Origin of the sequence: Streptomyces sp. NPDC007971, assembly GCF_042958635.1 — a bacterium.
Taxonomy (GTDB): Bacteria; Actinomycetota; Actinomycetes; order Streptomycetales; family Streptomycetaceae; genus Streptomyces.
The window spans coordinates 144,586-170,879 of sequence record NZ_JBIBJK010000001.1 but is presented as its reverse complement, the minus strand read 5'-3'; the positions used below and the strand labels follow the sequence as shown (position 1 = coordinate 170,879).

Genomic DNA, 26,294 nt, shown 5'->3' with positions numbered 1-26,294 from the left:
GGAGTCCGGTACCGGTACCGCCGTACGCGCACGGGAATCCGATGCCCGGGACCGCCACACGCGCGCGCGCACGCCGGGACCGGCACGCCCCGGCGGGACCGGCACATGCGGCCGTAGGCCCGGTACCAAGGCCGCCGTTCGTGCGCGGGAGGCCGCCGGCCGGAGGGTCCGGCGCGGGCGGGTCGGGTCAGTTCTTGCCGCCGGGCTTCGGCGAGGCGGTCGCGCCGCCCTTGCCGTTCCTGCCGCTTCTGTCCGTCTTGTCGCCCTTGCTGGTCTTCGGTTCCTTGGCCGTACGGCCGACGTCATTCGGCTCGGCGGGTTTTGAGGTCTTCCGTCCGCCGGCCGGGGTCGACCGGGCGGCGCAGTAGGCCGTGACGTTCTTCTCGCCGCCCGCGGCCGCGACGAGCCGCTGCCAGGCCGTCGCGTCCAGCGCCTTGCCGCGGCCCCGGACCTGCTCGTAGGCGCGGCAGTGGGCCAGGGTGTCCTTGGCGGCGGCCGGGTGGTGCGGGCGCGCCGAAGAGGCCCCGGACGCGGTGTCGTGCGGCCGGGCCGCCGGCCGCTGCGGGGAGCTCGCCGCGGGCTGCGGCCGGCGGGCGTCGCCGTCCCGGTGTGCGGCCGGCCCGGCGGAGTCGATCGCCGCGAAGGCCACCCCGCCGAGCGTGACGCTCGCGAGGAACACCGAGAAGGTCGCCCTCACCGAGAGCCGGGCGCGGCGCTGCGCCCGGGGCCGCCAGTCGGCCCGGCGCCGGGTCCGCGCCCGGTGCGCCCCCGAGTCGCGGGCGGCGCGGAACGCGGCCACGGCACGCCGCTCGGCCACGGCGTCGACGCCGTCCGGGAAACCGTCCCGGACGGCCCCCGCGCGGAGCGCGGCGGCGAACCGCGCCCCGAACGCGGCGTCGTCGAAGCCGGGCGCGTCCGCGCCGGCCGGCCCCGGTCCAAGGACGGTGCCGCCCGGGTGCCCGCGCCGGCGGCCGGAGGGCCCGTCGCCGCTGTGCCGTTCACCCATGTCTGTTCCCGTTCCTGGTCCGGCCCGCTCGGTCCACCGGGTCCGCCGGGGGTCCGGCCCCGCCGGTTCCCGTGTATCCATACGGCCGGTGGCGGTCGCCGTTCATTCCGACTCCCCCGGCGTCCGGGGGACCTCGTCCGGCACACCCGCCGCCGCGTCCTGGGCACCGAGCTGGCGGGCGAGACGCTTCAGCCCGCGGTACGCCGCGGTGCGGACCGCGCCGGGGCGCTTGCCGAGGACGCGGGCGACGGCGGGGCCGTCCAGGCCGACGACGACCCGCAGCAGTACGGCCTCGGCCTGGTCGCGCGGGAGCGCGCGGACCAGTTCCATGGCGCGCTCGGTGGAGAGGGACTCCAGCGCCTGCTCGTACGTGCTGTGCGGTCCGGGCAGCTCCAGCACGTCCTGTTCGAGCGCCGCGGCCTGGGGCCGTACCCGCTGTCTGCGCAGGTGGTCCAGGGCCCGGTGGCGGCCGATGGTCGCGGTCCAGCCGCGGAACCCGGCGCCGTCCCCGCGGAACCGTCCGAGGTCGCGGGCTATCTCCAGCCAGGCGTCGGAGGCCACGTCCTCGGCGTCGTCGCCGACGATGCCGCGCAGATAGCCGAGCAGGCCGGGATGCACGATCCGGTAGGCCACCGCGAACGCGCTCTCGTCACCGTCCTGGGCCCGCGCGACGGCCGCGCCCAGCTCCCCGTCGCGTGCCTGCGGTCGACGGGTCTCCCCTGCCTGGCCCAAGACTGTCCTCGTTCGTGCCGAGTTCGCGGTCACCGCACGGCGCACGCCCACCGGGCTGCGCACTCCGGCCGTGTCCACGCCTTCCAAGGTCATCAGCGTCGGGCCTCACAGAAGTGTCACAGCCCGCCGGGGGGGCGGGACGGCGGGTGCGGGCAAGGGGGCACGTGAGGTGGGCGCACGGCCGGTGCCGCCTCCCGCACTGCCGCCCCGGTCGCGGAGCGGGCGAGCGAGGGGGAGGCGTCGGCGGGGGCGGCGGCCGGGTGCGGACCGGTCCGCACCCGGGGGACCCGACGGCGGCCCTCCGCCGGGCCCCGGCGGGGGAGCCGGTCCGCGCCGGGTGCCCGGCCGGGTGGCCAGGGTGGTCAGCCGGCAGCGGTCGCGTCGCGGCACAGCAGACGCAGCGAGCCCTGGCCGCCGAAGCACCGCCGGGCCTCCTCGACGGGGTCCCACAGCCGGCCGTCGGGCGTGCGGATCCAGTGGTCGCCGCCGGTCGCCCACCACTCGGCACCGGTCTGGCGGACGATGACCTCCCCGGCGTAGGCGCCGAAGCCGCGCAGCACGCTCTCGACCGCCGCGAACGGCGGTCCCTCGCGGCGTATGTCCTCGATCATCCGGTCCACCCGCCACAGGCTCTGCGCCGAGTAGTCGAGCCGTACCCGCGCGCCCTCGCGCATGGTCGCCACCGTGTCGGCCGCCCACCGTGCGGGCTTGGCCGCGGCGTGCGGCCTGGTCCCCTGCTGCTCTGTCACGTACTGGGTTGTCACATAGGAAAGAGCGGGCGCGGCCGGGCATCCGTCACGCGGATCCGGCGCGTTTCCCCAAAGGTCGCAGGACCGCCCCACCTCGCCGCACGACGATTACAGAATCCGCCCGGGCAGGAGGGTTTGAATTCCGGTCAGCCGCGTCCGCGGGCCCGGCGGGACACCACCGCGCGCAGCACCCTGCGGCCCTCGACCGTGACGTCCAGGGCGCGGCGCAGGCCGTGCGTGCCGTGCTCGGCGAGCAGTTCCAGGACGACGACCTGGCGCCGCATCTCGGCGGCGACGAGCGGGGACGCGCTCTCGGCACCGCCCTCGCGCCCGTCCTCGGGGCCCTCGGCGGCCGCCGTTGCGTCCAGGGCCGGGTCCAGGAGCCGGTGGATGCGCAGGGAGGCGACGGAGCAGGCGTCGGCCCAGGTCCGTATCGCCTCGGCGGTGCGCTCGGCGGGGGCCGCGTCCAGCATGCGGCGGGCGAGCAGCGCGGCCTCGTCCGCGTCCGGCTCGGCCGGGTCGATCGCGCCGCGCGCCTTGTCCAGGCTCCCGGCCCATGCGGAGCCGTCGGCGAGGCTGGCCCACAGCGGGCGGAGCATCTCGTCGTCACCGCCCAGGAGGGGCACACACCGATCCAAACAGGCCAAACCGCTGGCGGCCAGTCCCCGGTCGTCGGCCTGCGCGATCAGTTCCACCAGGCTCATGGAAGCCTCCCTCGCCAGGGCACCGCCTTTACGGAGCCCGCACTTCCCCTAACTGCGTGCAACGGCCCGGGAGTGTCACAGCCGGATGTTTTCAGCCAAATACCGGGGTCGGCACGGCGCCCGCGAGGGCCCGCTGGTGCTGCATCCGGGTGATCTTGAGGACGACCAGAATGGCGAGCACGGCGGCCGCGATGTCGATCGCGTCGGAGAACAGCATCTGGCGGGCGGCGTCCCGCAGTTCGGCCGGACCGTGGGCCCGCCCGTACTCCGTGGTGGCGGCCCGGTCGGCGAACAGGGAGATGATCCACATCGTCCACCAGCCGTTGACCAGCGCATGCCCGGGGCGCTCGGCCCAGGGGACGCTGGAGTCCCAGATGTCGAGGGTGATCCGGCGCGGGAACCACAGGTTCACGACCGGGCAGAACCAGCCGCCGATCGTCCAGCCGCGTGCCTTGCTGTGTCCGCCCGGGTTGAACGCCTCGGCGTTGACCCGTACCCGCCACAGCCAGCACAGGTACACGACGATCGTCGCCAGCAGGGCGATCCCCTGGGCGGCGCCGGCGGCGCTGTAGAGCGAGTCGGCGTGCTGGGCCCGGTGGACCACGTCGGCGCCGGTGGCCCCGTCGGCCAGGTCCCCGGCGACGTTCATCTCCAGCGCATCGGCCACGACGGCGAACAGGTCGGCGGCGATGACCAGGCCGAGCAGCGTGGCGGCCGCCCGGCCGAGCCCGACCGGAGAGCGCAGCACGGCGCCGGGCGCCGCGGCGAACGGCGGGGCGGGCACAGCGCACTGGGCACACAGGGTGCCCCCGGGCACGACGGCGAACTGCCGGCAGCGGGCACAGATCATGAAAGGAGTTCCCCCCGGAACGACGTGGAGGCGCGTGGTCCCCCCGAGCAGGGGCCGCGCCGACGAGCGCCGGAAGACCGGCGACGAACACCGGAAGATACGGTTCGCGGCGCTCGCACGTCCACTCGGATTCGGGTACGGCCCGGCCCGGCCGGACCGCCGACGCATCGAAGTCTCAGCCCAGCCGCCCGGTCGACGCCTCGAAACCCCGGCCCAGCCGTTGCGCCAACGCCGCGAAGCCCCGGCCCGGCCGGCCGGCGCCTCGAAGCCTCAGCCCAGCCGGCCGGCCAGCGCCTTGAAGTCGGCCCAGGACATCGCCGGGGTCCCCGGGTCCCACAGTTTCTGCACGGTGGCGCGCAGCGGCATCCGGATCCCGGCGGCGACCTGGTCCTGCGTCTGGGCGCTCGCGATGTCGCTCCAGACCGCGAACGAGCCGCCGAGTATCTGCCCGTCGTAGCCCGCCGGTACGGCGCTCGTGCCGCGCAGCACGCGCGGGTTCCACTGCTCGTAGATCCGCTGCCCGGTCGGGTAGACGAAGGTCTGGGGCTGCCCGAGGACGTAGTACAGGAACTCGTCGTTGTAGTTGAGGACCTTGCGGCCCGCGCTCAGGTAGTCCACCGGCTGCCGGGCGCCGATCTCCTTGCCGGTCCAGTAGGCGACCTGGAGGTCCTTGGCGGGCTGCACGGAGGTGTTCCGGAAGAAGCCGTCGTTCCAGGCGCGCAGGGTCCGGCCGTGGGCGCGCACGGTGGCGGCCCGGTCGTTCAGCCATCCGGTGGCGAGGTCGGCGACGGTGGCGCCGGGGCCGTACTTCTGCCGGGCGGCGTCGGCCAGCTGCGGGTAGGAGGCCTGCGGGTCCGCCACGGTCAGCGCCTGGTACTCGTCGCCGCCCAGGTGCCACTGGCTGCCGGTGAAGAGGCCGGCGTACTCGCCGAGCAGGTCGTCGACGATCTTGGCGGAGGCGTCCTTGGAGATGTCGACGGCGCCCTTGGTCGCCGCCCCGCTCGCGTTGCTCAGCTGCAGGTCCGGGTGGGCGGCGATGACCGCGCCCAGATGTCCGGGCGAGTCGATCTCGGGCACCACGGTGATGTGCCGGGCGGCCGCCAGGTCGACGATCTGCTTGACCTGCGCCTTGGTCAGGTGGTCCTTGGAGACGATCTCGGGGTGGGTGCCGGACTCGATCCGAAAGCCCTGGTCGTCGGAGAAGTGCAGCCCCAGCTCGTTGAACTTCAGGTCGCCGAGCTCGCGTATCCGGTCCTCTATCCAGGGCGCGGTGTACGGCTTGCGCGCGATGTCCAGCATGAAGCCGCGCACCGGCTTGGCGGGCTGGTCGCGCACGACGCCCTCCGGCGCCGTACCGCCGCCGTGGACCTCCTGCTTGAGGGTGCGGGTGCCGTAGAAGACCCCCGCGTCGGCCGGCCCGCTGATGTCGACCCGCCCCCCGCGGACGGTCATGGTGTACGACTCCGGGTTCCCGCCGCCGTTGCCCAGGGCCAGCCGCAGGTCCCCGGCCCGTACGTCGTCCTTCTCCCCCGCGTACGCGAGCCCCAGCTCGCCGGCTATCAGCCGGCCCTCGTCGGCCAGCTCCGGATCGCTCACCACCACCCGCTCGCCGTGCTGCGGCCGCCAGCCGGGGCCGCGCGCCGGGGTGTGGGAGTGCACCGCGGGTATGGTCTGCGGCGCCCTGGAGAGCGGATAGGAGCGGCTGGGCGGGGGACTGGTCGGCGTGGCCTCGCCGCTGGACGCCGCGGCGGAGTCCCGCTGCGACGGCTCCTGCCCCGTGCTCCCCGCGGGCTGCCCGCCGCCCCCGTCCGCCGAGGCCCAGAAGCCGACGCCCACGCCGAGCACGACGGTCCCCGCGAACGCGGCGGCCACCACCGCCTGCTTGCGCCTCACCTGCTGCGCCGAAGCCCGGCGCTTGTGCTGGCTCACCCGGACAACGTACGTCCGATCCCCGGTTCATTCGTCACCGAGACGTTCCGAAACTCTCCCGTCCGGGTGAAATTCAGGCATCCCGCGGACACACAGTGACCACTCTCGATAACGTGATGACACACCTTTCACAGCATCCGCTGCCACACCACCTGTGACGCGAGGACCCACGCTGCCTGCGCACCGTCTCCCGACCCTCCCCCAGCCGCTGGACGCCTTCAACGCCGCCTCCCCGGACGAGGCGCGCGCCCTGCTCCAGTGCTGTCTGCGTTGCCGTCGCTGGTCCCGCCGGGTGGCCGACCACCGCCCCTACCCCGATCTGGACTCCCTCCTGGCAGCGGCGGACGAGGCGGTCTACGACCTGTCGCCGGAAGACCTCTCCGAAGCCCTCGCGGGCGAGTCGCTCCCGGAACTCCCGGAGGACACGTACGCCGTCGCCCATACGGCCCTGAGCGCGGCCCACGCGGCCTACGAGGCCCGATTCGGACACGGTTTCGTCATCTATCTGGGTGATTGTCCTCGCGAGGAGTCCCTCGACCGCATCCTCGAAGGCATCCGATCACGATTGACAAACGATCCCGAGGAAGAACGGGTCATCGCGGCGGAGGAACTGCGGCGTCTGGCGCGCAACAGACTGGCGACCCGCCTGATGGGCGCGGCCCTTCCTCTACCTGCGGCTCCGCCGCGGGGGGCGAGCAGCCACAACAGCGCCGCGCCCGGCAGATGACAGGGCGCCCCGTCCCCCGGTGGCCCCAAGGCGATAGCCCATCCGATGCCAGTTTGATCACACAGGTAGGCCCCCCGTAAGCGGCAGCGCACCGCATGGATACGATGCTGAGGGCCGGTGGACCGTACCCGGCCGGGCCCGACCGACCGTGAAGCCGGCGCGGCCCTAGTCCCCGCTCCCGGAGGGTTCTTCCGTGCCGGCTGGAACGCTGTACCGCGGCCGGGAAGGAATGTGGTCCTGGGTGGCTCACCGAGTCACCGGCGTCCTCATCTTCTTCTTCCTGTTCGTTCACGTGCTGGACACTGCACTCGTGCGTGTCTCCCCCGAGGACTACGACAAGGTCGTAGCCACGTACAAGACCCCGATCGTCGCGCTGTTGGAGTACGGCCTCGTCGCCGCCATCCTCTTCCACGCGCTCAACGGTCTGCGCGTCATCGCCGTCGACTTCTGGTCGAAGGGCCCGCGCTACCAGAAGCAGATGCTCTGGACCGTCGTCGGCGTCTGGGTCGTCCTGATGATCGGCGCGATCTACCCCGTCCTCGGCCATGCCGCTCGTGTTCTGTTCGGGAGCTGAGGCCCATGTCCACGACTGAAACCACCGCCCCCGGCGTCGGCCCCGTCGAGGGTGCCCCCGTCTACAGCGCGGAGAACCCGGCCCCGCTCATCGAGGCGCCGCGCAAGCGGACCAAGAAGACCCCGCGCTCGACCCGCGGCAACTTCGAGATGGCCGCCTGGCTGTTCATGCGCCTGTCCGGCGTCGTGCTGGTCGTCCTCGTCCTGGGCCACCTGCTGATCCAGCTGGTGCTGGACGGAGGCGTCTCCAAGGTCGGCTTCGCCTTCGTGGCCGGCCGCTGGGCGTCCCCGTTCTGGCAGGTCTGGGACCTGCTGATGCTGTGGCTCGCCATGCTGCACGGCGCCAACGGCCTGCGCACGGTCATCAACGACTACGCCGAGCGCGCGAACACCCGGCTGTGGCTCAAGGGCCTGCTCTACACGGCCACGGTGTTCACCATCCTGCTCGGCTCGCTGGTGATCTTCACCTTCGACCCGAACATCCGCTAGGCACGGGGCTGCGAGAATCATGAAGATCCACAAGTACGACACCGTCATCGTCGGCGCAGGCGGCGCCGGCATGCGCGCGGCCATCGAGTCGACCAAGCGCAGCCGCACCGCGGTCCTGACCAAGCTCTACCCCACCCGCTCCCACACGGGCGCCGCGCAGGGCGGCATGGCCGCCGCGCTGGCCAACGTGGAGGAGGACAACTGGGAGTGGCACACCTTCGACACGGTCAAGGGTGGTGACTACCTGGTCGACCAGGACGCCGCCGAGATCCTGGCGAAGGAGGCCATCGACGCCGTCCTCGACCTGGAGAAGATGGGCCTGCCGTTCAACCGGACGCCCAACGGGACGATCGACCAGCGCCGGTTCGGCGGTCACTCCCGCAACCACGGCGAGGCCCCGGTCCGCCGGTCCTGCTACGCCGCGGACCGCACCGGCCACATGATCCTCCAGACGCTGTACCAGAACTGCGTCAAGGAGGGCGTGGAGTTCTTCAACGAGTTCTACGTCCTGGACCAGCTGATCACCGAGGTCGACGGCGTCAAGAAGTCGGCCGGCGTGGTGGCGTACGAGCTGGCCACCGGTGAGATCCACATCTTCCAGGCGAAGGCCGTCATCTACGCCTCCGGCGGCACCGGCAAGTTCTTCCGGGTGACGTCGAACGCGCACACGCTGACCGGTGACGGCCAGGCGGCGGTCTACCGCCGTGGCCTGCCGCTGGAGGACATGGAGTTCTTCCAGTTCCACCCGACCGGCATCTGGCGCATGGGCATCCTGCTGACGGAGGGCGCCCGCGGTGAGGGCGGCATCCTCCGCAACAAGGACGGCGAGCGCTTCATGGAGAAGTACGCGCCGGTCATGAAGGACCTCGCGTCCCGTGACGTCGTCTCCCGCTCCATCTACACGGAGATCCGCGAGGGACGCGGCTGCGGTCCCGAGGGCGACCACGTCTACCTGGACCTCACCCACCTGCCGCCGGAGCAGCTGGACGCCAAGCTCCCGGACATCACCGAGTTCGCGCGCACCTACCTCGGCATCGAGCCCTACACGGACCCGATCCCGATCCAGCCCACCGCGCACTACGCGATGGGCGGCATCCCGACGAACGTCGAGGGTGAGGTCCTGGCGGACAACACCACCGTCGTCCCGGGCCTGTACGCGGCCGGGGAGGTCGCCTGCGTGTCCGTGCACGGCGCCAACCGCCTCGGCACCAACTCGCTGCTGGACATCAACGTCTTCGGCCGCCGCGCGGGCATCGCCGCCGCCGAGTACTCCCACACGGCCGACTTCGTCGAGCTGCCGGAGAACCCCGAAGCGTTCGTCGTCGAGCAGATCGAGCAGCTGCGCAACTCCACCGGCAGCGAGCGGGTGGCCACCATCCGCCGTGAGCTGCAGGAGACCATGGACGCGAACGTCATGGTGTTCCGCACCGAGCAGACGATCAAGACCGCGGTCGAGAAGATCGCCGAGCTGCGCGAGCGCTACAAGAACGTGGCGATCCAGGACAAGGGCAAGCGCTTCAACACGGACCTCCTGGAGGCCATCGAGCTGGGCAACCTGCTGGAGCTGGCCGAGGTCATGGCGGTGTCGGCCCTGGCCCGCAAGGAGTCCCGCGGCGGTCACTACCGCGAGGACTACCCGAGCCGCGACGACGTCAACTTCATGCGCCACACCATGGCGTACCGCGAGGTCGGCGCCGACGGCTCGGAAACCGTCCGTCTCGACTACAAGCCGGTCGTCCAGACCCGCTACCAGCCGATGGAGCGTAAGTACTGATGGCAACTCCTGTTCTGGACAAGGTGGAGGCGGAGTCCGCGGCCTCTCCCTACATCACCGTCACCTTCCGGGTCCGCCGCTTCAACCCGGAGGTCTCGGCCGAGGCGACGTGGGAAGACTTCCAGCTGGAAATCGACCCGAAGGAGCGTGTCCTCGACGGTCTCCACAAGATCAAGTGGGACATCGACGGCACCCTGACCTTCCGTCGCTCCTGCGCGCACGGCATCTGCGGTTCGGACGCGATGCGGATCAACGGCAAGAACCGCCTTGCCTGCAAGACCCTCATCAAGGACATCAACCCCGAGAAGCCGATCACGGTCGAGCCCATCAAGGGCCTGACGGTCCTCAAGGACCTGGTCGTGGACATGGAGCCGTTCTTCCAGGCGTACCGGGACGTCATGCCGTTCCTGGTCACCAAGGAGACGAACGAGCCGACGCGCGAGCGTCTGCAGTCCGCCGAGGACCGCGAGCGCTTCGACGACACGACGAAGTGCATCCTCTGCGCGGCCTGCACCTCCTCGTGCCCGGTCTTCTGGAACGACGGCCAGTACTTCGGCCCGGCCGCCATCGTCAACGCGCACCGCTTCATCTTCGACTCGCGTGACGAGGCGGGCGAGCAGCGCCTGGAGATCCTCAACGACCGCGACGGCGTCTGGCGCTGCCGCACGACCTTCAACTGCACGGACGCCTGCCCGCGCGGCATCGAGGTCACGAAGGCGATCCAGGAGGTGAAGCGAGCGCTCATCACGCGCCGCTTCTGACGTCGTCCTGCGTACGCCGTCGAGGGCCCCGTTCCCCCTGGGAACGGGGCCCTCGGGCTTTGCGGGGCAGTGCTTCGGTGGGGCTCCTCGCACAGGGGACGATTCGGCCCTAATGTGACGACATGTCAGACGAAGAGTCGTACGAACTGCTCGGGTTCGACAACGCACTGCTCGCCGTCGGCGACCTCGGCGCGGCCGTCGACTTCTACGAGCGGGCCGGGTTCAGCGTGGGCTTCCGCTTCGACGAGGCCGGGATCGCGCTGCTGAAGGTCGGCGGCGAGACGCCCGGGATCCTGCTGTGCGCCGAGGAGGCACTGGGCCACCGGTCGCCGCCCTGGCACACACCGCGGCTGTGGCTGGAGGTGCCGGACGCGCGGGCCGCGGCACGGGAGCTGGCCGCCGCCGGCATCACGCCGCTGGACGAGCCGTTCTCGGGGGCCACCGGCTGGACGGTGGAGATCGCCGACCCCTGGGGGAACGTCCTCGGCCTCACGGACTACACCAAGCGGCCGGAACTCGGCCGCAGGAACTGACGGGCGGCTCCACCCTTGAGTTGAACACGTTCAAAAACAGGTCTACAGTCATTCCTGTCAGCGTTTTGAACGCGTTCAAGAAGGGGTGGGGCATGGACCGCACCGTCATCGCCTACGTCATCTACCTGGTCGTCAGCATCGCGCTGACCGTCTGGGTGGCGCGCACGCTCAGCCGCAACGGCCGGGTCTTCCTCGCCGACGTGCTGCACGGCAACGAGAAGCTCGCCGACGCCGTCAACCACCTCCTGGTGGTCGGCTTCTACCTGGTCAACCTGGGCTTCGTCGCGCTGTACCTGAGCGGCAGCGGGGACATCGACGACACCCGCGGCATCTTCGAGGCCCTGTCGACCAAGCTGGGCGTGGTGCTACTGGTGCTCGGCGTGATGCACCTGGGCAACGTCTACGTGCTCAACAAGATCCGCCGCCGCGGGATGATGGAGCGCGAGCAGCAGCCGCCGGTGCCGCCGCAGGCCTGGATCCCGCCGACGGTCGGGGCGTGAGCGCCGTGACCACCGCGGCAGCGGACCGGGGCGCCGCCGGCGTCCCGGTCCGCGGGCTCACCGTCCTGTACGACGCCGGGTGCGGCCTCTGCACCCATCTGCGCAACTGGCTCGTTCGGCAGCCGCAGCTGGTGCCGCTGGAGCTGGTACCGGCCGGGTCGGCCGAGGCCCGCAGGCGCTACCCGGGACTCGATCACGCCGCCACCCTGGACGAGGTCACCGTGATCGGCGACTCGGGCCAGGTCTACCAGGCCTCGCGCGCCTGGATCGTCGTCCTGTGGGCCCTGCGCGAACACCGCCCGCTGGCCCACCGGCTGAGCACTCCGGCGGGGGCCAGGCTGGCCCGGGGCGCGGTGCTGGCGGCCGCGAAGTGGCGGGGCGCGCAGGGGCACAGCCGGCAGTGGGGCGGTCAGACGTACCCGATGGCCGACGGATGGTCGTACCACCCGAGCACGGGCTGGAGCCACAACCCGCCGTCCTGCTCCGACGGTGCCTGCGCCACTGGTTAGGCTCCTCCCGTGCCCGCGAACCACGACGCCCCCGAGGCGGCCGACCCCAAGACCAAGTCCGAGCAGACCCGTGCCCTGATCCTGGAGACCGCGATGCGGCTGTTCCAGGAGCGCGGCTACGACAAGACGACGATGCGGGCCATCGCCAAGGAGGCCGGAGTCTCCGTCGGAAACGCCTACTACTACTTCGAGGGCAAGGAACACCTGATCCAGGGCTTCTACGACCGGATCGCCGCCGAGCACCAGGTCGCGGTGCGGGAGGTCCTGGACCGGGAGACCGATCTGGAGGCGCGCCTCGCGGGCGTCCTGACCGCCTGGCTGGACATCGCCCGGCCGTACCACGAGTTCGCGGTCCAGTTCTTCAAGAACGCCGCCGACCCCGACAGCCCGCTCAGCCCCTTCTCGCCGGAGAGCGAGCACGCCCGCGAGCAGGCCATCAGCGTCCACCGTGAGCTGCTGGCCGGCTCCAGGTCCAAGGTGGCCCCCGAACTGCGGGACATCCTGCCGGAGTTGATGTGGCTCTCGCAGATGGGCCTGGTCCTGTACTGGATCTTCGACCGCACCGAGGGGTACGAGCGCAGCTACCGGCTGGCCCGCCGGGGTGCACGGCTGACCGCCCGCGGAGTCGCCCTGGCCCGCTTCCGGGTGCTGCGCCCGCTCGTCCTGGAAGTCCATGAACTGTTCACGGACTTCCTGCCGGGAATGACGCGGGCCCTGCCGGACCCGCGCACCCGCTGATCAGATCCAGTTCAGGCGCCACAGGCGGAACACGCCCGTGCCGTCCGTGAGGTACTGGCCGCCGCCGACGTCCTCGATGCTGACCACGTACTCCTTGGCCTGCCACAGCGGGATCAGCGGTACGTCGGAGGCCACGTCCGCCTGGATCTCACGGAAGTCGGCCGCGGCCCGGCTGCGGTCGGGGTACTGCTGGCTGTCCAGGATGAGGCTGTCCACGGCCTTGTTGCTGTAGCCGGTGCTCATCGTGGAGCCGGAGCCGACGAGCGCGGCACCGAAGGTGTCCGCGTCGGGGTAGTCGGCCACCCAGCCGACCGCCCACGCGTCCATCTTTCCGGCGGCCCAGCGCTTTTGGAAGGCGGTCCACTCGTACCCCTGGACGTCCACCTTGAACAGACCGCTCGCCTCCAGCTGCTTCTTCAGCAGGGCGGCCTCCTGCGCACCCTGGCCACGGCCCTTGCCGTAGCCGAAGGTGAAGCGCACCGGCAGGGTCACCCCGGCCTCGGTGAGCAGCTCGCGTGCCTTCTTCGCGCTCTGCGTCGCGTAGGTGTCGAAGAAGGACGTGGTGTGGCCGGTGATGCCGGTCGGGATCAGCGAGTACAGCGGGTCGACCGTGCCGTGGTACACCGTGGCGGACAGTTCCTCGCGGTTGACCAGCCAGGCCATGGCGCGGCGCACGCGCACGTCGTGCAGCGGCGAGCCGGCGCGGGTGTTGAGGTAGAGGTTGCGGGTCTCGGAGCTGTCGGACTCGGCGACGCGCTGGTTCGGGTCGCTCGGGTTCAGCTCCGAGAGCACGGTCGGCGGCAGCGTCCGGGTGGCGACGTCGACCTGCTTGGCCTTCCAGGCGCCGGCGAGCTTCTCGGAGTCGTCGTAGTAGCGCAGTTCGACGGGGCGTCCAGTGCCGCTCAGGTAGCCCTTGTAGCGCGCGTACGGCGCGAGGTCGGCCCGCTCGTCCTTCGTGTACGAGCTCAGGGTGTACGGGCCGGTGCCGTCGACCCCGGAGTCCCCCCGCAGGGCGTCGGCCGGGTACTTGTCCTTGTCGACGATCGAACCGGCTCCGGTGGCGACCTTCAGCGGGAAGGTGGCGTCCGAGGACGACAGGTGGAAGGTGACGGTCGTCGCGCTGTCCGCCGTCACCGAGGCGAGGGTGGAGAACAGCGACGCCGGGCCGAGATCGGAGTTGATCTTCTTGACCCGGTCGAAGGAGTACTTCACGTCCTCGGCACTCATCCTGCGCCCGCTCGGGAAGGTGATGTCGTCGCGCAGCGTGCACTGGTACGTCTTCAGCCCGCCGCCCTGGAAGCTGCAGCTCTTCGCCGCGTCCGGGACCGGCTCGACGCCGTCCGGCTCGAAGGTGAGCAGCGACTGGAAGACGTTGCTGAACAGGGCCCAGGAACCGGCGTCGTAGGCGCCGGCCGGGTCCAGTGACGTGATGGCGTCCGTCGTCCCGACCCTGATGGTCCTGTTCTTGTTTCCCTGTGACGGCAGCAGCTGCCAGCCGCCGATCCCCACGACGGCGAGCACGAGCAGCGTCACGAGAATCCGCATGCGAACAGATCGCATGGTGGTGCCCTCCCCAGACCCGTCAAGGCCCTACCCCTGGCCAGCACAATGTCGCCACTCCCCTAAGCGGCGCGGCTCACCTAATCACACGGATTTCACTGGCGGAAGGGCTTTCTGACCAGTTGTGGAAGAACTTACCGAGGCGTTGTTTCCTCCCGGATTTCACAGCGCCTTCACAGGAGTGGGAGCGGTCCCGGTCACGCCTGCAGGGAGGCCGGCTCGATCACCGTCACGTCCGACGGCGCCCCCACACGGGTGGGCGGCCCCCAGGCTCCCGCGCCCCGGCTGACGTACAGCTGCGTGTCCCCGTAGCGGTCGAGTCCGGCCACGGTGGGGTTGGCGGCGGCCGCCACGAGGTTGCCGGGCCAGAGCCGGCCGCCGTGGGTGTGGCCGGAGAGCTGGAGGTCGACGCCGTGCCGGACGGCCTCGTGGATCTGCACCGGCTGGTGGGCGAGCAGCACGCACACGCGGGCCGGGTCCCGGCCGCCGAGCGCCCTGCCGAAGTCCGGCCCCTGCCCCTCGCTCTCGCCCTGGAGGTCGTTGACCCCGGCGAGGTCGAAGTACGGCAGCTCGGTGCGGGCGTACTCCAGCGGGTGCAGGCCGAGCGTGCGGACCTCGGCGACCCAGGCCTCGGCGCCGGAGAAGTACTCGTGGTTGCCGGTCGGGAACCGACCGCCGGCGGCTCCAATCCGCCATCGTGGAAGCCGGGCGTCGCCGCCAAAGCGAGCGGTCAATGGTGGATTCGGCCGACGTGGCACGGCTCCCTCAAGGGCGCCACCGTGGCTCCGATGTTCCCACACTGGCCTGATTGACTTAGACCGCGGTTTAAGTCCTACCGTGGCTGATATGACCGAATCGGCAGGGGGCGAGCACGCGGGCACGATGTCGATCTCCGATGTCGCCGAACGCACCGGTCTATCGACGCACACGCTGCGCTACTACGAGCGCGAAGGGCTCATGTTCGCTCCCGTCGACCGGGCGTCGTCGACGCATCGCCGGTACACCGAGGCCGACCTCAACCGGGTCACGTTTCTCACCAAGCTCCGCATGACCTCGATGCCCATCGCCAAGATCCGCGAATACGTCGAACTCGCCCGCTACGGCGACGACAGCACCGCGGAACGGCTGGAACTGCTACTCATCCACCGAATGAACGTCGAGCGCCAGCTCGAGGAGGTGACGGCGAGCCTCACCGCCATCAATCACAAGATCGGCATTTACCAGGAAAGGCTATCCGCATGAAGAAGATCACCCTGGGATCCGAGGCGCTCGAAGTCTCGCGTCTGGGCCTCGGCTGCATGGGCATGTCCGGGGGCTACACCGGCGCCGGCACCGACGAGTCCGGGTCGATCGCCACGATCCACCGCGCCATGGAGCTGGGCGTCACCCATTTCGACACGGCCGAGATCTACGGTCCCTACACGAACGAGGAACTGCTCGCCAAGGCGTTCGCCGGCCACCGCGACGAGGTGGTCATCGCCACCAAGTTCGGTCAGATCAACCACCTCGTACCCGAGGAGAACGGGCTGCCAGTCCTCGGGCTGAACGGCACCCCCGAGAATGTGCGGCGGGCGGTCGAGGGCTCGCTGCGACGCCTGAACACCGACTACATCGACCTCTACTACCAGCACCGGATAGACCCGGAGACGCCGGTCGAGGAAACGGTCGGAGCGCTTTCCGAGCTGATCGAGGAAGGCAAGATTCGCCACTACGGGCTGTCGGAGGCGGCGCCCGCCACCATCCGACGTGCGCACGCCGTGCACCCGGTGGCCGCCATCCAGACCGAGTACTCGCTGTGGACGCGCGACCCCGAGGCCGAAGTGCTCCCCACAGTGCGCGAGCTCGGCATCGGCTTCGTGCCCTACTCGCCGCTCGGCCGCGGCTTCCTCACCGGCACGATCCGCTCGCTCGACCAGCTCGACGCCGAAGACTGGCGTCGGTCCAACCCGCGCTTCGAGGGGGACAACCTGGAGGCGAACATCCGAATCGTGGAGCAGGTGGACGACGTCGCCGGGCAGCTCGGCGCGACGCCCGCTCAGGTTGCGCTCGCGTGGCTGCTCGCGCAAGGCGACGAGATCGCGCCCATTCCCGGTACGCGCCGGGTCGCCAACCTGGAGCAGAACGTGGTGGCGGACGAACTGGTGCTCTCGGCCGAGCAGCTGAAGCAGCTGTCCCAGGTGGCGGCGCCGGTCGGCGACCGGTACGCCGACATGAGCCGCATCAACCGGTAGTCCACGCCCGTTCGGAGGGAGCCCGGCTCGCGTGAGCCGGGATCCCTCACAGGGCTTGTCTTGAAGACACCGCGGCGAACGGCCTGGCGCTCGGGCTGCACCGGCAACGCATTGGTCGAAGCGGTCGTTCTGCGTGCAAGGCAGATTGATGTGCATGGATCCGCTCGGTGACGTCTCACTTGGTGTCTCAGCGGGCGAGCTTCGGGGTCGTGCCCGAATGCTCAGGCCTCCGAGAAGACCTGGGGGCGCCGGAGCGTTCGGCGGCCAGGGCGCTGATCATCAGGGTCGGCCCACGACGAACACCGCCGTACCGGCCCGGCGGGCGCGGCCGGGGCCGCGGGTGGTGTCGCGGACCAGCCGCCGCCACACGTACCGGTGCAGAGCCGCCGCGACGGCCAGGACGACCAGGGCGACGGGAACGAGGACGACGACCACCCCGACCCGGCCCCCGCTATGACGTCCGGCGCAATGCGCGAAGACCGCGCAACCCGATGACCCCGATGACCGTCCCCAATACGGAGGAGACGACCGCCAGCAGCAGGTGCACCCAGAAGTACGCGGTCGGGTGACCGTCGTCGAAGGCGAGCCCGCTGCTGTCCTTGACCAGGTTCTTGACGAAAGTGACCCAGATGACCCAGCTCCACACCCCGAAGGCGAGCAGGAACCAGGAGACCGGGCGGCTGAGTTTCACAAGGACAGACCTTTCGACGCAGAGCCGGGCCGGCACACCCGGCCGAGGCGGCCGGGGGGCCGGCCCGCTGCGGAGCAGCGAGGGGACGCCGTGCCCTGTGGGGCACGGCATGACGCCAGTATCGCGGTCGGCTGTCCCGTTCCGTGTCCGGGGTGGGGTGCGGGGCGGGACTTCATGGTCCGCGGCCGGTACGTTCTCGACCGTGCCCGCGCCCAAGAAGACCGGCCGGCGATCCCTGCTGGTCGCCTCCGCCACGCTGCTGTCCCTCTCCGTCACCGCTCCCGCGGCCCTGGCGGCCCCGAGCCCCTCGACCAGTCCGACGGCCAAGCCCCCGGCGCACATGTCGGAGGTGGGCGGCGTCCGGCTCGGACAGCCCGGGACACAGGTGAACCTCGCCGCCGGTGTGCCCGTGCTCCCCAAGGACCTCACCGCGCGGTCCTGGATCGTCTCCGACGCCGAGTCGGGCGACATCCTCGCCGCGCACAACGCGCACTGGCAACTGCCCCCGGCGAGCACCCTGAAGATGCTGTTCGCGGACACCGTGCTGCCCAGGTTCCCGAGGACGACGAAGCACAAGGTGGTGCCGAGCGACATGGCGGGCATCGGGGCGGGCTCCAGCATGGTCGGGATAAAGGAGGACGAGACCTACACCGTCCACGACCTGTGGCTCGGCGTCTTCCTGCGCTCCGGCAACGACGCCGTCCACGTGCTGTCCTCGATGAACGGCGGCGTCGAACAGACCGTGCAGGACATGCAGGCGCACGCCCAGGAGCTCCAGGCCCTGGACACGCACGTGGTCAGCCCCGACGGCTACGACGCCAAGGGCCAGGTGTCCTCCGCGTACGACCTGACGCTGTTCGCCCGTTCCGGCCTGCAGAAGAAGGACTTCCGGGAGTACTGCTCGACCGTGCGGGCGACGTTCCCGGGCGCCACCGTGAAGAAGGGCAAGGGCAAGGGCGTCTCGACCACCCGCGAGTCCTTCCAGATCCAGAACACCAACCGGCTGCTGAGCGGCGACACGGACGTACCCGTCTACCGGGGCATCGCCGGGGTCAAGAACGGCAACACCACCAATGCGGGCGCCACCTTCACCGGGGTCGCCGAACGGGGCGGCAGGGTGCTGCTGGTCACGGTGATGAACCCGGAGAAGCACGAGCACAACGAGGTCTACAAGGAGGCCTCGAAGCTGCTGGACTGGGGCTTCGGGGCATCCGGAAAGGTCAAGCCGGTGGGCGAGCTGGTCCCGCCGAAGAACGCCGCGCAGTCCACCGCCCAGCCGGAGGCCACCGCCTCCGCCGGGGCCACGCACGGCACGGGCGGTTCCGGCTCCAAGCCGGTGGCGAGCTCCACCGCCCAGGGCGGCTCCAGCGGCATGGGGACCGCCCTGGCCGTCGCGGGCGGGCTGCTGGTGCTCCTCGTGGGCGGGGCGTTCCTGGTCAACCGCCGGTGGCCGCTGCCGGACCTGATGCGTCGTCGGCCCCGTCCCTGAGACTGCCCTCGCCGTTCTGCGTCGCCGTCCAGGCGGCGCAGAACAGGACCAGTTTCGCGGTGAAGTTGATCCACAGCAGCAGGGCCACCGGGACGCCGAACGCGCCGTACATGCTCTTGCGGGCGACGCCCTGGATGTAGCCGCTCAGCAGCAGCTTGAGCAGTTCGAAGCCGGCCGCGCCGAGCAGCGCGGCCACCAGCAGGCGGTGGCGCGGCGGTTCGACGCCGGGCAGCAGGGTCAGCACGTAGAGCAGGACCAGGAAGTCGGCGAGTACGGCGACGGCGAACGCGGCGATCCGCAGCAGGATGCCGCCCCAGCCCGAGCGGTCGATGCCGAGCTGGTCGGTCATCCAGCCCACCAGCGCGGAGGCGGCGGTGGAGATGACCAGCGTGGCCAGGACGGCCCCGCCGAAACCGACCAGGATGCCCGCGTCCTTGGCCTTGGCGAGGACCGGGTTCTGTTCGCTGTCGGGCAGCTGCCACACCGCGCGCAGACAGTCGCGCATCTGGGCCACCCAGCCCACGCCGGTGAACAGCAGCAGGGCGCCGGCGATGAGCCCGACGGTGCCGGCGTTCTCGACCAGGGAGTGGATGTTCACCTGGTCGGCGAGGCCGGGGATCTGGTCGGCGATCTTGTTCTGGAGGTTCGTCTGCTGCGACGAGCTGAGCGTGGCGGCGGCGATCGCGCCGGCCAGCGTCAGCAGCGGGAACAGCGCCACGAAGCTGATGAAGGTCATCGCGGCGGCCAGCCGTGTCCACTTCACCCGGTCCAGGCGCTCGTACGACCGCCACGCGTGCGTGGTCATCAGCCAGGTGACGATCGGCCCGATCCCGGGAAGCCTCTTCAGCCAGTCCATGATGCGACTGTGCCCGCTCCTAGTGGGCGTCAACACCGCGTTTCTTCGCCAAGACGGTCATACCCGGGCGATACGGTCGGCTGTCATGAAGGATGCCACCGGTCTGCCCCAGTCCCTGCTCGTCCTCGGCGGCACGTCCGAGATCGCGCTGGCCACCGCCCGCCGTCTGATCGCCCGCCGCACCCGCACCGTCTGGCTGGCGGGCCGCCCCGGCCCCGCGCTGGACCGGGCGGCCCGGAGCCTCGGCGCCCTCGGCGCGGACGTCCGCACCGCCGCCTTCGACGCCCTCGACCCCGGCTCCCACGAGGCGGCCCTCGGCAAGGTCTTCGCCGAGGGCGACATCGACATGGTGCTGCTCGCCTTCGGCGTCCTCGGCGACCAGGCCTACGACGAGCGCGACCCGCTGCGCGCCGTCCAGGTCGCCCAGACCAACTACACCGGAGCCGTCTCGGCCGGGCTGATCGCCGCCCGCGCCCTGCAGACCCAGGGCCACGGCTCCCTCGTGGTCCTCTCCTCGACGGCCGGTGAGCGCGCCCGCCGCGCCGACTTCATCTACGGCTCCAGCAAGGCCGGCCTGGACACCTTCGCCCAGGGCCTGGGCGACGCGCTGTACGGAACGGGCGTGCACGTCATGGTCGTACGCCCCGGCTTCGTCCGCACGAGGATGACCGCCGGCCTGCCCGAGACACCGCTCGCCACGACCCCCGAGGCGGTCGCCACCGCCGTGGAACTGGGCCTGCGGCGCCGCTCGGAGACCGTGTGGGTACCGGGAGCACTGCGCCTGGTGATGACAGCGCTGCGGCACGCACCACGGGCGCTGTACCGACGGCTGCCCTTGTAACCCGGCGGCCCTGCAACTCCCCAGGGGCGCGGGGAACTGCGCAAACAGCCACAACAGCGCCGCGGACGAACGACGGCAGATCGCCGCACTGCGTCACTGCGGCACACCCCGCGGAGCTACCGGCTGGCGATCGTCCCGCGCTCGATGCCGGGGTGGCCGCCCTGCGGCGGCACCACGGAGCCCCCGAAGGTGTACTCCCGCAGCTTGCGCCACACCTCGTCGACGCCCTGCTCGTACAGCGCGAACCCGGTGCACGGCCATTCGGCCACGAAATCGGCCAGCTCCGCGAAGGCGCGGTCCATCGCCGCGTCGTCGATGCCGTGCGCGACCGTGACATGCGGGTGGTACGGGAACTGGAGGTCGCGCGCCAGGGGGCCGGAGGAGTCCCGGACCTGCTGCTGCAGCCGGCTGCAGTCCTCCGCCCCCTGCACGACGCGCACGTAGACCACCGGTGACAGGGGCCGGAAGGTGCCGGTCCCGCACAGCCTCATCGGGAACGGCCGCCCGGCCGTGGCGACCTGGAGGAGATACGCCTCGACCGCCGGCAGGTCGGCCGCCGCCACCTCGGTCGGCGGCAGCAGGGTGACATGCGTGGGGATGCCGTGAGCCGCGGCGTCGCCGAAGCCCGCGCGCCGCTCCTGGAGCAGGCTGCCGTGAGGCTCCGGGACCGCGATCGACACGCCGATCGTTACGGTCCCCACGTCGTCTCCTGTCGTCGCGAGTTGTCTTCCGGCGGCATTCGTCCCGGCCGTCGGTTATTGACTGTACGGCCCCGGATGTCCCGTGGGCAGGCGCAGCAGAGGTGATGTGCAGCGCTCCGCCCGGTCGGACGTGTGTACGGTCGTGCGCCGCAGCGCCGGTCCGTGCTTCTCAGTGCTTCTCAGTGCTTCGCCGGCAGGAAGCCCACCCGGTCGTACGCCTGCGCCAGCGTCTCCGCGGCGACGGCACGCGCCTTCTCCGCGCCCTTGGCCAGGACCGAGTCGAGCGTCTCGGGGTCGTCCAGGTACTGCTGGGTGCGCTCCCGGAACGGCGTCACGAACTCGACCATGACCTCGGCGAGGTCCGTCTTGAGCGCGCCGTACATCTTGCCCTCGTAGTCCTGCTCCAGCTCGGCGACCGACCTGCCGGTGAGCGTGGAGTAGATGGTGAGCAGGTTCGACACGCCCGGCTTGCTCGCCACGTCGTAGCGGATCACGGTGTCGGTGTCGGTGACGGCGCTCTTGACCTTCTTGGCCGTCGTCTTCGGCTCGTCGAGCAGGTTGATCAGGCCCTTCGGCGTGGACGCCGACTTGCTCATCTTGATCGACGGGTCCTGAAGGTCGTAGATCTTCGCCGTCTCCTTGAGGATGTACGGCGACGGGATCGTGAACGTCTCGCCGAACCGGCCGTTGAAACGCTCGGCGAGGTCGCGGGTCAGCTCGATGTGCTGGCGCTGGTCCTCACCGACGGGCACCTCGTTGGCCTGGTAGAGGAGGATGTCGGCGACCTGGAGGATCGGGTACGTGAACAGGCCCACCGACGCCCGCTCCGCACCCTGCTTGGCCGACTTGTCCTTGAACTGGGTCATCCGGCTCGCCTCGCCGAAGCCGGTGAGGCAGTTCATGATCCAGGCGAGCTGGGCGTGCTCGGGGACATGGCTCTGGACGAAGAGCGTGCAGCGGTCCGGGTCGAGCCCCGCGGCGAGGAGCTGGGCGGCGGCCAGGCGGGTGTTGGAGCGCAGGTCCTTCGGCTCCTGCGGGACCGTGATCGCGTGCAGGTCGACGACCATGTAGAAGGCGTCGTGGGACTCCTGCAGGGCCACCCACTGGCGGACGGCGCCGAGGTAGTTGCCGAGGTGGAACGAGCCGGCGGTGGGCTGGATGCCGGAGAGCACACGAGGTTGGTCAGCGGAAGCCATGTTTTTTATTGTCTCAGAGAGCTCGGGGGGTTCGGTGCAGGGGGAACTGCGGACCATGGGGGCCGGCCGCGCAGTTCCCCGCGCCCCTCAGGGGGCGCTTCAGCCGAGGTCGATCTCCGGGTAGAGGGGGAACGCCGCCACCAGGTCGGTCGCCCGCTGGGCGATCTCCTGGGACACCTTCTCGTCCAGGACGTGGGCCGCCTTGGACGGGGCACCGGACTTGGTCGTGCCCGCTTGCGTCGTCGTCAGGACGCGGTCGATCAGGCCCGCGACCTCGTCCATCTCGGCCGTGCCCAGACCGCGCGTGGTCAGGGCCGGGGTGCCGATGCGGATGCCGGAGGTGTACCAGGCGCCGTTCGGGTCGGCCGGGATCGCGTTGCGGTTGGTGACGATGCCGGAGTCGAGGAGGGCCGCCTCGGCCTGGCGGCCGGTGAGGCCGTAGGAGGTGGCCACGTCGATCAGGTTCAGGTGGTTGTCCGTACCGCCGGTGACCAGCGTCGCGCCCCGGCGCATCAGGCCCTCGGCCAGCGCGCGGGAGTTGTCGACGATGCGCTGGGCGTAGTCCTGGAAGGACGGGCGCCGGGCCTCGGCGAGGGCGACCGCCTTGGCGGCCATGACGTGCGGGAGCGGGCCGCCGAGGACCATCGGGCAGCCGCGGTCGACCTGGTCCTTGAGGGAGTCGTCGCACAGGACCATGCCGCCGCGCGGGCCGCGCAGGGACTTGTGGGTCGTGGTGGTGACGATCTGGGCGTGCGGTACCGGGTCGAAGTCGCCGGTCAGGACCTTGCCGGCGACCAGGCCCGCGAAGTGGGCCATGTCGACCATGAGGGTCGCCCCGACCTCGTCGGCGATCTCCCTCATGATCCGGAAGTTCACCAGGCGGGGGTACGCGGAGTAGCCCGCGACGATGATCAGCGGCTTGAACTCGCGGGCCTGGGCCCGCAGGGCCTCGTAGTCGATCAGGCCGGTGGCGGGGTCGGTGCCGTAGGAACGCTGGTCGAACATCTTGCCGGAGATGTTCGGGCGGAAGCCGTGGGTGAGGTGGCCGCCGGCGTCCAGGGACATGCCGAGCATGCGCTGGTTGCCGAAGGCCTGGCGCAGCTCGGCCCAGTCGGCCTCGGTCAGGTCGTTGACCTGGCGGGCGCCGGCCTTCTCCAGGAAGGGGACCTCGACCCGGGCGGCGAGGACGGCCCAGAAGGCGACGAGGTTGGCGTCGATGCCGGAGTGCGGCTGGACGTAGGCGTGCCGGGCACCGAAGAGCGCCTTGGCGTGCTCGGCGGCCAGCGACTCCACCGTGTCGACGTTGCGGCAGCCGGCGTAGAAGCGGCGGCCGATGGTGCCCTCGGCGTACTTGTCGCTGAACCAGTTGCCCATGGCCAGCAGCGTGGCCGGGGAGGCGTAGTTCTCGGACGCGATCAGCTTGAGCATCTCGCGCTGGTCGGCCACCTCCTGGCCGATGGCGTCGGCGACGCCCGGTTCGACGGCGCGGATCACGTCGAGGGCCGCGCGGAAGGCGGTGGACTCGGTCGACAGGGGCTGCTCGGGCATGGGGACCTCCGGACGGCGTGCGTACAGCGTTCACGTTCGGCCCAGGCGCACGGCACAGTTTCCTGCTCGGGCCGCTCCCCGATGGTCCGTCCCATCCCAGCGCGCCAGTCACGGCCCGCTGATCAGCCTACCGGGCGCGCCACGGCGGCGAGATCCCGCGTCCACCATGCGAGCGGAGATAGGAAGGGGGCCACCGTCCTATCCGGGAGAGGCCGTGACCACTGCTGAAGACCTCATCGCCGCCGCCGACGCGCACAGTGCGCACACCTACCATCCGCTGCCCGTCGTCGTGGCCACGGCGGAGGGGGCGTGGATGACGGATGTGGAGGGGCGCCGGTACCTGGATCTGCTCGCCGGTTACTCCGCGCTCAACTTCGGCCACGGCAACCGGCGGCTGGTCGAGGCGGCCCGGCGGCAGCTGGAGCGGGTGACCCTCACGTCCCGCGCCTTCCATCACGACCGGTTCGCCGCGTTCTGCACGGAGCTGGCCGAGCTGTGCGGCATGGAGATGGTGCTGCCGATGAACACCGGGGTCGAAGCCGTGGAGAGCGCGGTCAAGACGGCCCGCAAGTGGGGGTACCGGGTGAAGGGGGTGCCCGGGGAGATGGCGAAGATCGTGGTCGCGGGCGGCAACTTCCACGGGCGTACGACGACCGTGATCAGCTTCTCGACGGATCCGGAGGCCCGCGCGGACTTCGGGCCGTACACGCCGGGGTTCGAGATCGTTCCGTACGGGGACCTGACCGCGATGCGGTCGGCGCTCACCGAGAACACCGTCGCCGTGCTGCTGGAGCCGATCCAGGGCGAGTCGGGGGTGATCGTGCCGCCGGAGGGCTATCTGCCCGGGGTGCGGAAGCTGACCCGCGAACGGAACGTGCTCTTCATCGCGGACGAGATCCAGTCGGGTCTGGGCCGGACCGGGCGGACCTTCGCGTGCGAGCACGAGGGGGTCGTCCCGGACGTGTACGTGCTCGGGAAGGCGCTGGGCGGCGGGATCGTGCCCGTGTCGGCGGTGGTGTCGAGCGCGGAGGTGCTCGGTGTGTTCCGGCCGGGCGAGCACGGGTCGACGTTCGGCGGGAATCCGCTGGCCTGCGCGGTGGCGCTGGAGGTGATCGCGATGCTGCGCTCGGGCGAGTTCCAGGCGCGGTCGGCCGAGCTGGGGCTGCGGCTCCACCGCGAGCTGGGGTCCCTGCCGGGTACGGGCCGGGTGACGGCGGTGCGGGGGCGCGGGCTGTGGGCGGGCGTGGACATCGCCCCGAAGGTGGGCACCGGGCGGGAGATCTCGGAGCGGCTGATGGACCGGGGTGTCCTGGTGAAGGACACCCACGGTTTCACCGTCCGGATCGCCCCGCCGCTGGTCATCTCCGAGGAGGACCTGGACTGGGGGCTGGCCCAGCTGCGGGCGGTCCTGGGGGCCTAGAGGATCACGTGGGGCAGGAAGCGGGCGTACTCGTCGGTGATCAGGCCCGAGGACTCGCGGATGCCGAGGCCGGCCGGCTCGTCCCGGACGACCCAGGCGCCGAGGACGACGTGGTTGCCGTCGAAGGCGGGCAGCGGGGCGAGCTGCTGGTAGCAGCAGGGTTCGTCCCGTACGACCGCGGGTGCGCCGGGTTCGTGGACGCTCACCCCGGCGCCCTCGCGGCCGAGCAGGGGCTTGGCGACGTAGCCGCCCGCCCCGGCCAGCTCGCGCGGGCCGTCCAGGTAGGCGGGCAGGAGGTTCGGGTGGCCGGGGTACAGCTCCCAGAGGATCGCCAGCAGGGCCTTGTTGCTCAGGAGCATCTTCCAGGCGGGTTCGATCCACAGGGTGCTGCCGGTGCCGCCGCCGTTGTCCAGGGTGTCGAGGACGTGCCCGGCGAAGAGGTCGGTGGTGAGCCACTCCCAGGGGTAGAGCTTGAAGATGCCGCGGATGAACCGGAGCCGGTTGTCGACGAACCGGCCGGAGAGGGTGTCCCAGCCGATCTCCTCCATGGAGATCCAGTCCGTGTCGAGGCCGGCCTGCTCGGCGGTCTCCTTCAGGTAGGCGACCGTCATCAGGTCCTCGCCGAGTTCGTCGGCCGAGGAGTGGGCGAAGTGCAGGGGGCTGCCCGGCGGGAGCAGCTCCGCCTGTACCCGCCAGGCGTCGACGAGGCGTTCGTGCAGGGAGTTCCACTGGTCGGCGCCGGGGAAGCGCTCCTCCATCCAGAACCACTGCGGGGAGGCGGCCTCGACCAGCGAGGTGGGGGTGTCGGCGTTGTACTCCAGGAGCTTGGCCGGGCCGGTGCCGTCGTAGCGGAGGTCGAACCGGCCGTAGACGGAGGGCAGTTCCGCGCGGCGGTGCCAGGCCTCGGTGACGGCCTCGGCGATGCGCGGGTCGGTGATGCCGAGGTCGGCGAGGCGGTTCTTCGCCACGATGTGCCCGGCCGCGGCCAGGCACATCCGGTGCAGCTCCTCGACGGTCTCCTCCAGCCTCTCGATCTCGTCGAGGCCGAAGACGTAGTACGCGCTCTCGTCCCAGTAGGGGCGCAGCTCGCCGTCGGGGTGGCGGGTCAGTGGGTAGACGAGCCCCTGCGCCTCGACGGTCTGCTGCCAGCCGGGGCGCGGGGTGGTCGTGCGGCGCTCCATGATCGG

At 71.0% G+C, this 26,294-nt stretch carries 27 protein-coding genes, 2 pseudogenes and 1 riboswitch; of the genes and pseudogenes, 14 read left to right on the top strand and 15 right to left on the bottom strand.

All coding sequences use genetic code 11. The annotated features are described in order from the left end of the window. Positions 1-187: 187 nt before the first annotated feature. The 6 genes from ACFZCP_RS00755 to ACFZCP_RS00730 form a co-directional block, all read right to left on the bottom strand. On the bottom strand, positions 188-1,006 hold the full coding sequence (locus ACFZCP_RS00755; protein WP_391422829.1) for a hypothetical protein: 819 nt from the start codon (positions 1,004-1,006) through the stop codon (positions 188-190). Between the two features lie 102 nt (positions 1,007-1,108). Further along, positions 1,109-1,738: a sigma-70 family RNA polymerase sigma factor gene (locus tag ACFZCP_RS00750; RefSeq protein ID WP_391422827.1), complete on the bottom strand. Its 630-nt coding sequence runs from the start codon at positions 1,736-1,738 to the stop codon at positions 1,109-1,111. A 362-nt stretch (positions 1,739-2,100) separates the two neighbouring features. Continuing rightward, complete coding sequence (locus tag ACFZCP_RS00745) at positions 2,101-2,487, bottom strand: hypothetical protein (RefSeq protein ID WP_391422826.1); 387 nt, start codon at positions 2,485-2,487, stop codon at positions 2,101-2,103. Between the two features lie 146 nt (positions 2,488-2,633). Next, on the bottom strand, positions 2,634-3,191 hold the full coding sequence (locus ACFZCP_RS00740) for a hypothetical protein (protein ID WP_391422824.1): 558 nt from the start codon (positions 3,189-3,191) through the stop codon (positions 2,634-2,636). Positions 3,192-3,282: 91 nt separating this feature from the next. Then, entirely contained in the window at positions 3,283-4,041 is a 759-nt protein-coding gene (locus tag ACFZCP_RS00735; RefSeq protein WP_391422822.1) for a DUF4328 domain-containing protein, read from the bottom strand. Positions 4,042-4,311: 270 nt separating this feature from the next. Beyond that, on the bottom strand, positions 4,312-5,970 hold the full coding sequence (locus tag ACFZCP_RS00730) for a family 20 glycosylhydrolase (protein ID WP_391422821.1): 1,659 nt from the start codon (positions 5,968-5,970) through the stop codon (positions 4,312-4,314). Positions 5,971-6,124: 154 nt separating this feature from the next. Between ACFZCP_RS00730 and ACFZCP_RS00725 the strand changes: the two genes are divergently transcribed. The 9 genes from ACFZCP_RS00725 to ACFZCP_RS00685 all read left to right on the top strand — a co-directional run bounded on the left by ACFZCP_RS00725 (position 6,125) and on the right by ACFZCP_RS00685 (position 12,574). Then, positions 6,125-6,697 (top strand): 2-oxo-4-hydroxy-4-carboxy-5-ureidoimidazoline decarboxylase, encoded by a 573-nt coding sequence (locus tag ACFZCP_RS00725; protein WP_391422820.1) that lies wholly within the window; start codon positions 6,125-6,127, stop codon positions 6,695-6,697. A 193-nt stretch (positions 6,698-6,890) separates the two neighbouring features. Further along, positions 6,891-7,271, top strand: a complete 381-nt coding sequence (sdhC, locus tag ACFZCP_RS00720) for a succinate dehydrogenase, cytochrome b556 subunit (RefSeq protein WP_361120915.1) — start codon at positions 6,891-6,893, stop codon at positions 7,269-7,271. A 5-nt stretch (positions 7,272-7,276) separates the two neighbouring features. Next, positions 7,277-7,759, top strand: coding sequence for a succinate dehydrogenase hydrophobic membrane anchor subunit (locus ACFZCP_RS00715; RefSeq protein WP_362693817.1), 483 nt, complete (start codon positions 7,277-7,279; stop codon positions 7,757-7,759). A gap of 19 nt (positions 7,760-7,778) precedes the next feature. Further along, positions 7,779-9,533: a succinate dehydrogenase flavoprotein subunit gene (gene sdhA / locus ACFZCP_RS00710; RefSeq protein WP_391422817.1), complete on the top strand. Its 1,755-nt coding sequence runs from the start codon at positions 7,779-7,781 to the stop codon at positions 9,531-9,533. Next, positions 9,533-10,294: a succinate dehydrogenase iron-sulfur subunit gene (locus tag ACFZCP_RS00705; RefSeq protein ID WP_362693824.1), complete on the top strand. Its 762-nt coding sequence runs from the start codon at positions 9,533-9,535 to the stop codon at positions 10,292-10,294. The genes sdhA and ACFZCP_RS00705 overlap by 1 nt, the downstream gene beginning before the upstream one ends. Positions 10,295-10,416: 122 nt before the next feature. Beyond that, positions 10,417-10,827, top strand: coding sequence for a VOC family protein (locus tag ACFZCP_RS00700; protein WP_362693827.1), 411 nt, complete (start codon positions 10,417-10,419; stop codon positions 10,825-10,827). A 92-nt stretch (positions 10,828-10,919) separates the two neighbouring features. Beyond that, the gene (locus ACFZCP_RS00695) at positions 10,920-11,327 is read left to right on the top strand and encodes a hypothetical protein (RefSeq protein ID WP_362693830.1); all 408 of its coding nucleotides are present in this window, start codon (positions 10,920-10,922) and stop codon (positions 11,325-11,327) included. Next, the gene (locus ACFZCP_RS00690) at positions 11,324-11,836 is read left to right on the top strand and encodes a DCC1-like thiol-disulfide oxidoreductase family protein (protein WP_391422814.1); all 513 of its coding nucleotides are present in this window, start codon (positions 11,324-11,326) and stop codon (positions 11,834-11,836) included. Before ACFZCP_RS00695 ends, ACFZCP_RS00690 begins: the two co-directional genes overlap by 4 nt. Positions 11,837-11,845: 9 nt before the next feature. Further along, positions 11,846-12,574, top strand: coding sequence for a TetR family transcriptional regulator (locus ACFZCP_RS00685; protein ID WP_362693836.1), 729 nt, complete (start codon positions 11,846-11,848; stop codon positions 12,572-12,574). Here ACFZCP_RS00685 and ACFZCP_RS00680 read toward each other — a convergent pair whose 3' ends face one another. After that, positions 12,575-14,119: an ABC transporter substrate-binding protein gene (locus ACFZCP_RS00680; protein ID WP_391422812.1), complete on the bottom strand. Its 1,545-nt coding sequence runs from the start codon at positions 14,117-14,119 to the stop codon at positions 12,575-12,577. It abuts the gene before it with no gap. 212 nt (positions 14,120-14,331) lie between these two features. Continuing rightward, a pseudogene (locus ACFZCP_RS00675) lies at positions 14,332-14,805 on the bottom strand (metallophosphoesterase); the annotation flags it as partial. Between the two features lie 175 nt (positions 14,806-14,980). On the opposite strand from ACFZCP_RS00675, the gene ACFZCP_RS00670 reads away from it, so the two are divergent. Both ACFZCP_RS00670 and ACFZCP_RS00665 read left to right on the top strand, forming a co-directional pair. Continuing rightward, positions 14,981-15,376, top strand: a complete 396-nt coding sequence (locus ACFZCP_RS00670; protein ID WP_391422810.1) for a MerR family transcriptional regulator — start codon at positions 14,981-14,983, stop codon at positions 15,374-15,376. Beyond that, positions 15,373-16,365: an aldo/keto reductase gene (locus ACFZCP_RS00665; protein ID WP_391422808.1), complete on the top strand. Its 993-nt coding sequence runs from the start codon at positions 15,373-15,375 to the stop codon at positions 16,363-16,365. The genes ACFZCP_RS00670 and ACFZCP_RS00665 overlap by 4 nt, the downstream gene beginning before the upstream one ends. A gap of 241 nt (positions 16,366-16,606) precedes the next feature. Here the strand turns inward: ACFZCP_RS00665 and ACFZCP_RS00660 are convergent. Together ACFZCP_RS00660 and ACFZCP_RS00655 are read right to left on the bottom strand one after the other, a co-directional pair. Next, a pseudogene (locus tag ACFZCP_RS00660) lies at positions 16,607-16,800 on the bottom strand (metallophosphoesterase); the annotation flags it as partial. 16 nt (positions 16,801-16,816) lie between these two features. Then, on the bottom strand, positions 16,817-17,056 hold the full coding sequence (locus ACFZCP_RS00655) for an SCO4848 family membrane protein (RefSeq protein ID WP_361120885.1): 240 nt from the start codon (positions 17,054-17,056) through the stop codon (positions 16,817-16,819). A 202-nt stretch (positions 17,057-17,258) separates the two neighbouring features. Between ACFZCP_RS00655 and ACFZCP_RS00650 the strand changes: the two genes are divergently transcribed. After that, positions 17,259-18,545, top strand: a complete 1,287-nt coding sequence (locus ACFZCP_RS00650) for a D-alanyl-D-alanine carboxypeptidase family protein (protein WP_391422805.1) — start codon at positions 17,259-17,261, stop codon at positions 18,543-18,545. On the opposite strand, the gene ACFZCP_RS00645 is transcribed toward ACFZCP_RS00650, so the two are convergent. Further along, positions 18,493-19,401: a YhjD/YihY/BrkB family envelope integrity protein gene (locus tag ACFZCP_RS00645; protein WP_391422803.1), complete on the bottom strand. Its 909-nt coding sequence runs from the start codon at positions 19,399-19,401 to the stop codon at positions 18,493-18,495. The two genes, ACFZCP_RS00650 and ACFZCP_RS00645, sit on opposite strands and share 53 nt — an antisense overlap. Before the next feature lie 85 nt (positions 19,402-19,486). On the opposite strand from ACFZCP_RS00645, the gene ACFZCP_RS00640 reads away from it, so the two are divergent. Next, positions 19,487-20,242 carry a decaprenylphospho-beta-D-erythro-pentofuranosid-2-ulose 2-reductase gene (locus ACFZCP_RS00640; RefSeq protein ID WP_391422801.1) on the top strand — a complete coding sequence of 252 codons (756 nt, stop codon included), beginning with the start codon at positions 19,487-19,489 and terminating at the stop codon, positions 20,240-20,242. Between the two features lie 116 nt (positions 20,243-20,358). On the opposite strand, the gene ACFZCP_RS00635 is transcribed toward ACFZCP_RS00640, so the two are convergent. The 3 genes from ACFZCP_RS00635 to ACFZCP_RS00625 form a co-directional block, all read right to left on the bottom strand. Next, complete coding sequence (locus ACFZCP_RS00635) at positions 20,359-20,943, bottom strand: 2'-5' RNA ligase family protein (RefSeq protein WP_362693857.1); 585 nt, start codon at positions 20,941-20,943, stop codon at positions 20,359-20,361. 179 nt (positions 20,944-21,122) lie between these two features. Further along, the gene (trpS, locus tag ACFZCP_RS00630; RefSeq protein WP_391422799.1) at positions 21,123-22,139 is read right to left on the bottom strand and encodes a tryptophan--tRNA ligase; all 1,017 of its coding nucleotides are present in this window, start codon (positions 22,137-22,139) and stop codon (positions 21,123-21,125) included. A gap of 99 nt (positions 22,140-22,238) precedes the next feature. After that, positions 22,239-23,687 carry a glycine hydroxymethyltransferase gene (locus ACFZCP_RS00625; RefSeq protein WP_391422797.1) on the bottom strand — a complete coding sequence of 483 codons (1,449 nt, stop codon included), beginning with the start codon at positions 23,685-23,687 and terminating at the stop codon, positions 22,239-22,241. Positions 23,688-23,719: 32 nt separating this feature from the next. After that, positions 23,720-23,809: riboswitch (ZMP/ZTP riboswitch) on the bottom strand. A gap of 44 nt (positions 23,810-23,853) precedes the next feature. On the opposite strand from ACFZCP_RS00625, the gene rocD reads away from it, so the two are divergent. Further along, positions 23,854-25,107, top strand: coding sequence for an ornithine--oxo-acid transaminase (gene rocD, locus ACFZCP_RS00620; protein WP_391422795.1), 1,254 nt, complete (start codon positions 23,854-23,856; stop codon positions 25,105-25,107). Here the strand turns inward: rocD and ACFZCP_RS00615 are convergent. Continuing rightward, positions 25,104-26,288, bottom strand: coding sequence for a glutathionylspermidine synthase family protein (locus tag ACFZCP_RS00615; protein WP_391422793.1), 1,185 nt, complete (start codon positions 26,286-26,288; stop codon positions 25,104-25,106). The two genes, rocD and ACFZCP_RS00615, sit on opposite strands and share 4 nt — an antisense overlap. Positions 26,289-26,294: the final 6 nt, after the last annotated feature.